The 11,191-nt window shown below is 46.0% G+C and carries 7 protein-coding genes and 1 tRNA gene; 2 read left to right on the top strand and 6 right to left on the bottom strand.

Annotated elements, in window-relative coordinates; genetic code table 11:
* The first annotated feature begins 1 nt into the window (after nt 1).
* Together Q4488_RS08595 and Q4488_RS08590 are read left to right on the top strand one after the other, a co-directional pair.
* A tRNA-Gln gene (locus tag Q4488_RS08595) sits at nt 2-76 on the top strand.
* 343 nt (nt 77-419) lie between these two features.
* A complete protein-coding gene (locus tag Q4488_RS08590) occupies nt 420-2,555 on the top strand; it encodes an EAL domain-containing protein (protein ID WP_303580062.1) in 2,136 nt (711 codons plus the stop codon).
* Between the two features lie 84 nt (nt 2,556-2,639).
* On the opposite strand, the gene serB is transcribed toward Q4488_RS08590, so the two are convergent.
* The 6 genes from serB to Q4488_RS08560 all read right to left on the bottom strand — a co-directional run bounded on the left by serB (nt 2,640) and on the right by Q4488_RS08560 (nt 11,182).
* Nucleotides 2,640-3,866, bottom strand: coding sequence for a phosphoserine phosphatase SerB (serB, locus tag Q4488_RS08585; RefSeq protein WP_303580061.1), 1,227 nt, complete (start codon nt 3,864-3,866; stop codon nt 2,640-2,642).
* 181 nt (nt 3,867-4,047) lie between these two features.
* The gene (locus Q4488_RS08580; RefSeq protein ID WP_303580060.1) at nt 4,048-4,794 is read right to left on the bottom strand and encodes an efflux RND transporter periplasmic adaptor subunit; all 747 of its coding nucleotides are present in this window, start codon (nt 4,792-4,794) and stop codon (nt 4,048-4,050) included.
* On the bottom strand, nt 4,791-6,785 hold the full coding sequence (locus Q4488_RS08575; RefSeq protein ID WP_303580059.1) for a prepilin peptidase: 1,995 nt from the start codon (nt 6,783-6,785) through the stop codon (nt 4,791-4,793). Before Q4488_RS08575 ends, Q4488_RS08580 begins: the two co-directional genes overlap by 4 nt.
* A complete protein-coding gene (locus Q4488_RS08570) occupies nt 6,778-8,925 on the bottom strand; it encodes an efflux RND transporter periplasmic adaptor subunit (RefSeq protein ID WP_303580058.1) in 2,148 nt (715 codons plus the stop codon). The genes Q4488_RS08575 and Q4488_RS08570 overlap by 8 nt, the downstream gene beginning before the upstream one ends.
* A 34-nt stretch (nt 8,926-8,959) precedes the next feature.
* Complete coding sequence (locus Q4488_RS08565) at nt 8,960-10,783, bottom strand: HlyD family efflux transporter periplasmic adaptor subunit (RefSeq protein ID WP_303580057.1); 1,824 nt, start codon at nt 10,781-10,783, stop codon at nt 8,960-8,962.
* Between the two features lie 93 nt (nt 10,784-10,876).
* A complete protein-coding gene (locus tag Q4488_RS08560) occupies nt 10,877-11,182 on the bottom strand; it encodes a DUF3467 domain-containing protein (RefSeq protein WP_303580056.1) in 306 nt (101 codons plus the stop codon).
* Nucleotides 11,183-11,191 lie beyond the last annotated feature (9 nt).

Here is an 11,191-nt window from a genome sequence, read left to right as displayed (position 1 = left end):
CTGGGGTATCGCCAAGCGGTAAGGCAACGGGTTTTGATCTCGTCATGCGGAGGTTCGAATCCTCCTACCCCAGCCATTTCTTTCTCTATTCTTTAAAGTTCAAATCCTACTTGTTTCGCCCAGTCATTTCTTTCTCTATTATTTAAAGTTCAAATCCAGTTCTTGATAACGCTGCGACAACAGCACGACACTTGAAGCCTCACAGCCAGCCTCAGGATAGTCATCGATCTACAGCCAATCATCGCCGCCACCATCAAGTAAACTAATAAAGCCAGCTTGTACGAAGCTCCTGTCACCGAGTTTTTCTACTACCGTCAATAACCAGCGTCTCGCCTATATTCCCGTATTGAACGCTGACAGAATAGTTCAAAGCAGATACACTCGATATACATAAGGGAGTATTCAAAGTAGAAGGTGCAATGAGCGGACAAGTAACAACCAGCGCCCCAACCGGCCTCTTTAATCGAGTGGTCTCAGAGAAGCGCCAACGGCTACGTAAAAATATACAAATTCTCTTTCTCGGTCTAACCGCTGAGGAAGTCGATCCGATTATCACTCTGTTACGTGGCGCTAGGCTCTCGCCTAGGGGGCAACAGGTACAGTCAGCCGAAGAGTTTAATGTCGCGCTGAGCGAGCGCTCGTGGGATATTATCCTCAGTCCTCAGGTTGAGGGACAGTTTGGTGCAAAAGAAGCCGCACAAATTCTGCAACGGCTGAGTAAAGATATCCCGATTATTCAACTCGTGCCTAACAGCGACAGTCAGACGCTACTGCAAGGCTTAAAAGCCCGCATGGCAACCGTGATCTCGCTAGAAGAGCAGGAACTACTATTAATTCAAATTCGACGACAACTCGAACATCTTGAAACCCGTCGACGCTTACGGATTGTCGAAGCTGAACTGGCTCAGACAGATAAACAGTGTCAGGCCTTAGTGTCTCTTGCTGGTCTACCGATTATCTATCTTAGTAACGATTTTTTACCTATCTATAGCAATCCAGCCTTTGCTGAACTGTTTGGGCTAGATGAAAATGACAGTGGCTTACATGAAACACTGGATAAGTTCACTGTTTTCAAAGATCGTGATCAACTAAAAACCGCACTGGAAGATGCCTTAGATAGTGGCAGCCACAAGATCAAAACAGAGCTAAAAGCAAGACGTATCGATGGCACTAATTTTCAAGCAACCTTTACCATTCAATCTGCTCATTATATGAGTCAAGACTGTTTGCAAGTAATGATTAGCCCCAATAATGATACCAGTGAAGCGACCTTTGAGAATATCGATCCGACCACTCGACTGTATGATGGTAACTATCTGGTCAACGCCTTAGAGAAGGCCGCTCACCGAGCCCTAACCGGCGGTGCGGATTGCAGTCTGCTATACATTCGGTTTGATAACTATAGCGCCTTACAATCCGAACTTGGGGTGACGAGTACGGATATTGTGTTATCCGATATCGCCGATCTATTACAACAAAAAATCAATAAAACTCATCTCTGCGCCCGTCTAGAAGAGGACGTTTTTGCCATTCTATTTCATGATCCGAGCCCAGATAAAGCCATGAAGCTGGCTGACTTATTGTGTACATCAATTGCACAACTCAAGATCGATGTCACTGGCACTGTCGTCACCACCAGTTGTAGCATCGGAGTCTGTTCAATCAATGATAACGCGCCAGACTATATAGAATTGATTGAGCGAGCTCGATTAGCCGCCGATGAAGCGCGCAATAATGGGCAACGGGGTAACAGTATAAAACTGTTTGAAACCACCGCTGAGGAAACCGCGGATATCGACGATGCATCCATCACAATGATTTATGATGCACTGAAGCATGATAAATTCCGCATTCTATTTCAACCGATCGTGGCACTCACCTCCAGCAATGAAGGCGGTAATTACGAAGTATTTCTCCGCTTACAAGACAATAATGACGTGGAGGGTTTATCACCGAATATTTTCCTGTCCACTCTGGATCATGCCGACACCAATATTCAAATCGACAAATGGGTGATTGAACACACGTTTATGCAGATGGCTGAGCAGCTGAAAACCTATCAGCGCAGCCGGGTTTTTATCAACCTAACCGCGAGTTTTTATCAAGACCCTGAAGATCTCAACTGGCTAGCCGATAAGCTCAAAGCATTTCGTATCCCCGCAGAATTAGTCGTTTTTCAGGTGAGTGAGTCCGATTTAAGTACCAGTCAAGTCAAAGCAGAACAGTTCAGGTTCGGGCTAAAACAACTGGGATGTAAGTTTTGTATTAAACATTTCGGCATATCTGAAAACCGTGAATTATTACGTATCAAGCTAAAGCCCGATTTAATTAAGCTTGATGGCTCCTACATACAAGATCTCGGTAGTTCCGCAGAAGCGGATCAAGTCTTCGCCGAACTCATCAAAAACCTTAAACACGCTGACATTAGAAGTATCGCCCCCTTGGTTGAGGATACTCGACTGATGGGTAAACTCTGGCAGGTCGGCGTCAATTATATTCAGGGGTACTACTTACAACCTCCTACCGACGAGATGAATTACGATTTCTTTGAATAAAGAGAAAAAAACCGCCAACTGGCGGTTTTCATCCTCACGAGTCAGCCTCAATGACTCACTCGCATAATCCCCTTAAAAATCTTCTTACAAGGTATCCCGATCTCTAAAACCGATAAGATAAAGAATACCATCCAAACCTAAGGTAGAAATAGCCTGCTTGGCACTCTGACGGACCAGTGGCTTGGCGCGAAAAGCGATACCTAAACCTGCTATAGAAAGCATCGGTAGATCATTAGCTCCATCACCCACGGCGATCGTTTGTTCCAATCGCACGCCTTCTTTCTCGGCAATTTTTCGCAGTAGTTCAGCTTTACGTTTACCATCGACGACACTACCGGTTACATTCCCCGTCACCTTACCATCGACAATCTCAAGTTCATTCGCATAGACGTAATCGAAGCCCATCTTGTGCTGCAAATAATTGGCAAAATAATTAAAACCGCCTGACAAAATCGCGGTTTTGAAGCCCAGCGCCTTCAGATTAGAGACTAACTCTTCCACCCCTTCGGTTAAGGGCAAATTATGTGCGATGCGTTCTAACACAGATTCATCCAAGCCTTTCAGCAGCGCCATACGCCGCTTAAAGCTCTCGGTAAAATCGATCTCACCCCGCATCGCCGCTTCAGTAATCTCAGCGACCTGAGCGCCGACACCCGCCTCTTTAGCCAGTTCATCAATCACTTCGGCTTCAATCAAGGTGGAATCCATATCAAACACCACTAGGCGACGATTACGGCGGAAGATATCATCTTTCTGGAACGCAATATCCACATCGAGATCACTGGCTATGCGCAGAAACTCCTCGCGCAATTGAGCAGAATCGCTAGGCGCGCCCCGTACTGAAAACTCAACGCAAGCACGGGTCTTTTCACCACCTTGATGCTTGGCAGCATTCTCGAGTGATACGCGTCCTGATAAGCGACTGATATTATCGATATTCAAGCCATGATCCGCTGCCGTCTGAGTCACCTTACCGATATGTTCAGCCGTGATCTTACGTGCTAACAGCGTAATAATATGACGAGACTTACCCTGCTCACCGACCCAGCTTTGGTATTCCTCTTCGGTGACAGGCTCAAAGCGAATAGTCATATCTAGCGCATGAGCCTTAAACAGAATATCGCGTAATAAACTAGATGCCTCTGCTTCCTCAGGCACCCCGATCAGGATACCCAGTGATAGCGTGTTATGTATAACCGCCTGACCTATATCCAGAATATTGATATCGAACTGCGCCAGAATATTGGCGATAGAAGACGTGACGCCCGGCTTATCTTGGCCGGAAATGTTAAGCAGGATGATCTCTTTCATGACCTATTCGCATACAGACTAAAGGTGTCTGGATTATACCATCGCTATAATTTATTACCGTTAAAGATCAAAGTGGATACGATATTCTCGTTACTGAATCGACGCTTGACTAACATCAGCCAAGCAGCCCTTACGCTCCGCTAACGGCAGTACCAGACGAATATATTTACCTTGCAGCAGCCTACGGCTGATTGACTGTCTGAGTCGCACAACGGATGCCCGCCGGAATATTACCATCTGGGTTTTGCATTACTAACTGCACACGAAAAGTGCCACTGGCAGAGTCGATCAAAGGGTCAACGATGATGACTGTAGCACGGCTAACATTCAGCATCTCTGAGTCAGGCTTAATTAATAACTCTTGGTTGAGCGAAACCAGACCAAAATCACTGGCAGGCAGCAATAGATCAACATGTAGTGGGTCTAAGGTTGCAAGGGACAAAATAGGATCGGTGTTAACAAACTCACCCGCATTATTGAATCGATTAACAACCACCCCTTTAATTGGGCTTGAGACCCTACGTAAGGCTAGTTCTTGTTGCTTCAAGCGCAGCTCAGACTTAGCGATCAATAACTCTGTTTCAATTTCATCCCTCTCACTGGCCGTTAAAATATCATCATCATAGAGATCTTTATTTCGTTGTTCTTTCCTTCTGGCAAACTCAGCTCTAACTTTCGCTAATTGCACACCTTCCCTCTCAACACCGGCTTTAAGCTGAAATAACAACTGACCCTTTTTAACATGATCTCCACGCTTAACCATTACCTTATCTAGCACCCCTATCACCGGCGAACTGATATCCACTTTTTCACTTGGTTCTAACATACACCCTAGGGTAGATAAGGTTAACTCTTCTGCTTGAGGGTTACTAAACGGAACAAATACTAAGCCAATCGCAACCATACACACGAGCAGTTGTTTCTTCATTTTTTATCTCCAGTAAACGCTAACGTTCGTTGACGCTGAGTATCCACTTTAATAAGTTGCAGGCGCTGTTTGTAATGATTGCGTGACAGCTTTTTCTGACAATTTTGCTGAATATGATAACCCAAGCGATGAGGTATCATGAGGCCCGTTGCGCTTATTACTTTTAGCAGCTTGCGTAGTAATGGCCCCGCCATCTTTTTAATCAGTTGATCTTCACATGATAAAATTTCACTGACAGCCCCGGGATCGCCCTGACGAGCACTCCGACCGGCTAACTGCCTATCTATCCTAGCAGCATCCTGAAGCTCCGTTATGACAACATGCAAACCACCCGCTGCTCGGGTTTCATCCGTTAGCTTAATATCCGTTCCTCGTCCGGCCATACTGGTAGCTACCATCACCGCACCGGACTGACCCGCCATTGAAACGATATCAGCTTCCTCCTTATCCTGTCGCGCATTCAGTATCTTATGCGCAATCGATACCTTGGTCAGCACATGACTTATCGCCTCCGATGAGGCCACTGAGTTAGTGCCAATCAATACAGCTTGACCTTTTGTCACCAGTTCACGCGTCACCTCGGCAACCCGCTGCCATTTTTCTTGCTCGGTTAGGTACACTTCACAGTAACCTTTTTTTCGCTGACTTTTTTTGAGTAAAGGAATCGTTTCACTCCGCAGCCGGTAGACATCCAACAACTCACCGGCAACCTCTCGTACAGTACCGGTCATGCCACATAGATGATGATATTTCCTAAAAAAATTCTGATAACTTATTTCAGCGTTAGTTTCCCGTGGCTTGGTCAGCTCGCAACCTTCTTTCATTTCAATCATTTGCTGTAAGCCTTGTCCCCAACTTCGTCCAGGCATCACACGACCCGTGTATAGATCAACGATTTGGATGGCGCCGTCATCATCAATAATATAATCCCTATCACGATGATAAACATGTAACGCAGCCAAGGCCTGCTTGACCAATGGTTCACGATAGAAACTGCTATTCCACAACCCCTCAAGGGGTTCACAGCAATCAACTAAAAGCTGATTCCCTGCCGAGGTTAGATGTATTTTGGCGTGTTCGTCCTGCTTAAAATGGATCTCTTTTTGATATTTTGCCGCAATTTCCATCGCGGTCTTCAATAACTGCTCCTCTCGTTGACCGAATTTTTCTTGCCCTGAAATAATCAGTGGCGTTCGAGCCTCATCGATAAATACACTATCGGCCTCATCGACGATGGCAAAATGTAAACCCCGTAACAATAGGCTCTCTGCCCAAGATGCATCTCCGGTCAACAGTGATGCTTGCTGTAGACGGGTGGTTTTTCTATGGGCCAAGACCAAACTATCTTTCAAAAAATCAAAGGTAAGCTCTTTATTACTGCAATAGCATATATTGCAGGCATAGATTTCACGCCGTTCGTGCAACTCTTTTTCATGCGTAATAATGCCAACGGATAATCCTAACGCCTGATACAGAGGCAACATCTCTTCGCCATCTCGTTCAGCTAGATAATCATTGATCGTCACGACATGCACCGGAATACCGGCAAGACCCGCTGTTGCAGCCGCTAACGTGGCGGCGAGAGTTTTCCCCTCCCCAGTAGACATTTCGGCAATACCACCACGGAGCATCGTTAGCGATGTACGAATCTGCGTATGATGATGGCGCATGCCGAGGACACGACCACTAATCTCTCGTATCACCGCAAACGCTTCGATAACCGTTACCGTACTGATGCCTTGCAAACGTAATATTTGACGAATAGCCTTCAGCGCTAGCGCAAGCTCATCGGCTTGATAATGTTCAAGCGCTAGCGAACGCTTAAATATTGCGTTTACTATCCGTTCATTGCGTCTTAACAGCTTACCGCTTACTTTCTTCGACAGCTCTTTCGATCTCTGTAAAAAAGTATCGAACCGATTACTTTCCTGCCATTTATATTCGTTACGTAATCCGGCGATAACAGGCTGTTTACGCACGTACTCAGACATCAAAGTACTCCAAGAACGTACGACGAACCACGCGATATAGTCGATAAATGATTGCTTCGGGCGGGTGTTCAAACTTTAGATGAATTCGTTCTTCAACAAAGACTATCGGAAAACGCTCAAACTCCAACGCAACGATAAAGTAGCGCCTCAACGATTGAGGCGCTTCCGTAGAGGAGGAAGAAGGGTCCATTATGACACTCCCCCCCGCCGTTTCAGTCAGTATTCCACTCACTGGCTCTTTAGTTGCCGCTGGAAAAACAGACCAATGTTGGGGCGTTAACAACGTATTGAGATCTGACGTTTGCAGAGCGGATACCACGACCGATTTATCCCGTACTAAGCCAATATCCGCTTCCGGTACCATTCCTAAAATAGAAACATTGTCATTACTGATAACATGACCGATAAGATCACCGCGCTGCAAAAACTTGCCCGACAGATCAGCCGCGTTTCTGAGCGACCAAAGTCCATCGGCCTGAGCATAGATGTTTAAAGCTGACATTCGAGCCTCGCTCTCTTTCAGCTCCAGACTCAACCGCGATAATTGATCATCATATATTTTTAATTGAACCGGATCGTTCCAAACACCTTGACGTTCGGCACTCGCCTCGAGGAACTGCTGTTGTAAAACTAATTGTTCCGTACGCAACTGTGGGTTACTACAACTGATCAGTAAATCACCCTTTACAACATTTGAACCGGGACGTTTATGCAATTGCTCCACAAAACAGTTTTCCTCGGCTAAAACACGACGTTGCTCATCGAGCTGCACAACGCCCTCAATACTAGTGTTCAGCGGTAACGGCATGACACACAACAGCAACGCAACAATGCCAGCGACGAGAGGAATCATTAACGTTGGGCTACGCCGACCCGCACGAATATCCGAGTCTTGCCACGCTTTTTTGAGTAGCTTGACGTTTGGCACGAGTAACGTCCCCACGAGCGCCCAAATAGCCAAAACAATACCGACAAAGAAATATTGTTGCGCCACAAATAGCACAATGGTGACCATTAAAAACATGCGATAAATATAGGAGGCAAAACCGTAAAAAAATAACCACAACGCTTCACGACGATCATAGGCAGGTGAGGCCAAGCCACCCACACCAAACATAAAGCGTTTGCTCAACCATCCCCAATATTGATTAGCGCGTTGACCCAAATTAGGAATCTCAATCAAATCAGCCAGTATGTAATAACCATCGAACCTAAGCAGAGGATTACCGTTCACCAGCACCGTGGATAATCCGGCAATAAAAATAATATTGTAGGCTATCGATTTAACCATTCCTGGGGCCGCATTAACCCAGACAAACATTGCCACTGCAGCAATAAACAGCTCGACGATAATACCCGCAGAGCTGACTAAGATACGTTGTTTCTTATCGGCAAAGGCGTTGGTTGATGAAGCATCCACGTAGGGCATCGGTAGCAGTACCAATAACATGATACCCAGCTCGTGAACTTCACCACCGCCCCGTTTCACACAATAACCATGCCCAAGTTCATGAATGAGCTTAATTACCGGATAAACAAACCATAACAGTACCAAGTTATCCGCCGCTAGCACCCGATCAGTTACATTCTCGGTTAACTCATCCCAGTGCTGACCGGCCATAACCAACAAACCAATAACTAATAAACACCAAACGCAAAGCGCCGCTTTAGAAATAAAAGGCCGTATATAGTGTTGCGTGGCAACTAAGAAACGTTCCGGATCGAGCAGGGGGATTTTAATGGATAGCGGTGATTTAAGTTTAGACATCCAGCGTGTTCTTTCTGCTTCCTTACCTCGCTCAAATAATTCACTGATATCCCCACTGGTATCCATACCAACGAGATTGGCTTGATACAGGCTCGCCAGTAACTGAAGCATCTCTTCATGCGTCGGCATCTCTTCACCAAGACGCTGAGATGCTAGCTCCCATAGCCGATCAATTGTACGCTCACCATTCATCAGTCCAACAATGAGATAAGACTGTGGCGACAGACGTCTTACCTGCCCGGTGACATGGTCTTCAAGCACATACCAACGTTTGCCTCGATAGCGATGTGCATTCACCGTCACATGATGCCTCAGGCGGGGCTTTAACTCGGCAATCTGATACCAATCACTGGAAAACAAATTAGCACTCATGATAACTCCCTATCTAGCCACCAAGATAGCAGCACTATCCCCAGAAACGCCACCATTGAAGTTTCATCCAATCAACCATGCTTCGCGTCCAGATACTGATCAACAGCCGTTCATCAACATATATCTGCGCCACCCCTTCGAGGCCAACACGGAGCATGTCTGCTTTATTCTCAAAATCAGCTTCGACGCGATAAACCGTAGCACCCTCTATGACTTCGGCCATAGGATTGATTCGCGTGACCGTAAATGAAAACTTCTGATCAGGTAGTGCAGCTAAAACCAACTGCCCCGTTTGCGCTTGACGGATATCATTAATCCGAAACTCGTCCACATACATGGCTAACCTAAAGTCACGTCGTGGTGACAGTTCAAATAACACATCCCCCTGTCGAACTAATGTACCAATCCTCTGACTCAAATCCCCTGACACAATCAGGGCATCAAACGGCGCTTTCATCACCGCCTGCGAGATCTGATACTCAAGCAGCTCGATTTCAGCCTGTGCCCGCTTTCCCTGAGCACTATTAATCTGTACTTGTGTACGCTCATTTCTAGCTAAAGCTTCTTCGTACTTGCGCCGTGATGTCGCCTCTTGATTAACCCAGCTCATCAGCTGCAAGCGTAACTCTCGGGTGTCCAATTCGGCTAATAAGGCACCTTTTTTCAGGGTATCTCCGGCTCTAAACGTCGCACGCTGTAAATACCCATCATAAGGAACAACAATTGAACGAATCTCCGCGCCCTCAATAACAGCATCCGCACCAATATTGTAACGGCCAGGCATCAAACTAAAAAACAGGGATAATACGACCAAACTCAACAAGGTAATTTTTCGACCAAGATGACCCGGGCCAAACAACAAGCTCAATTGATTCTTAAAACTACGGTATACATAGGCATACAAAGGTAAACAAGACTGACGTTTTTCCTCCAGCACGACCCCCACAAAATTAGTCAGTGCTTGAGCTGTGAGTTGCTCTTCTTGACTAAATGGTTGATCGACAGGCCGATCAAACAGTACCGCACCATAACAATCTTCTTTATCAACCAGCGGAATCGTCATCAAGGCTCGGTGCCCTTTCTCATCCGCTAAAAGGCTATGCGCGTGTGTGACACAGTTAAGGTTATCCTGTATCGGCCATACTATTGATTCTTGTTGATCAACGGCTTCTTGCATAGCCTGCGCGGTTAACTTAACCAACTCATGTTTCTTACTATGGCCGCTACTATTTGACTCTGAATGAACCTCTAACTCTGCATTTTTAACAAATCCAAGCACGACCCGTTCGGCGTGTAGATATTGTCCCATCAGGTTCACAAAGCGCAGGGCCGCATGCTCAAAGTCCCGCTCACCAAGCACATGAGCAATACTATCGATGACAATATGTTGCCGCTGATTATCTTCAGCAACCGTACTTAACAGGTTGCGAGATAAACGTAATTCAAGCCAGCCAGCAGCATACTCGATGGTCGCCAAGGACTTATGTAACGCCTCTTCATCGGTGGCATTCAGCAACACCGTAACCACAGTTCGCACCGCACCATCGACAAACACAGGATAACTGCCGATATGATGTTTTCCATCATCTAAAGGCATGATCAACGGCTGCTTTTTCTTCAGTGTCTCATCAGCCGCATCGAGTAATAATTTATCCTGAGTACCCTCTTCAGGCCAGACCGCGACTGAATAGAACTGTCCGTTGTGCGATTCATCGGCGACAACGAGTGCTACGCGAACCTGCGGTAGCTGACCGCACAGCCACTCCAGCCAGGTAAAATACCAATTGTCATGATGAGTATCCAGCAACCCATTCAACTGCTGAATAGAGTCTGGCAACGAAACCGTTATCTCACCCATAGATAGATTCTTTTTTTATGCGTCTAAATATAAAAATGCCCCGGTATGCAAAAACATACCGAAGCGTTTATAAACCAACTCACCGTTGACTCATTATTTTTTGTTTACGCCGGCATCATCAAGTTTACCAAAGCGCTTTTCATACTCTTCAACTACGCCATTCAACAACAGCGACAACCGCTTCGCTGCAAAAGGACTAACAATCATACGATCAGTTAATTCAATCCCCACTTCTTTTTGACCCGCACGCCATGCTTGATTGGTACCAAACAATAACGTCACTTCCTCTCGTGTACTGGAAACGTTGCATACATTAGCGTAAGTGCTACGCATCTTACTGTCGTCCCAACGAATTGTCGGTCCGCTCGTCTTTTTATTTTCTACAGTATCGCCAGACATCTTACTTCC

It is taken from the genome of Amphritea sp. 1_MG-2023, assembly GCF_030547545.1.
Taxonomy (GTDB): Bacteria; Pseudomonadota; Gammaproteobacteria; order Pseudomonadales; family Balneatricaceae; genus Amphritea.
Note: the sequence above shows the minus strand (reverse complement) of the source record. Positions and strands in the feature narration are given on the sequence as shown.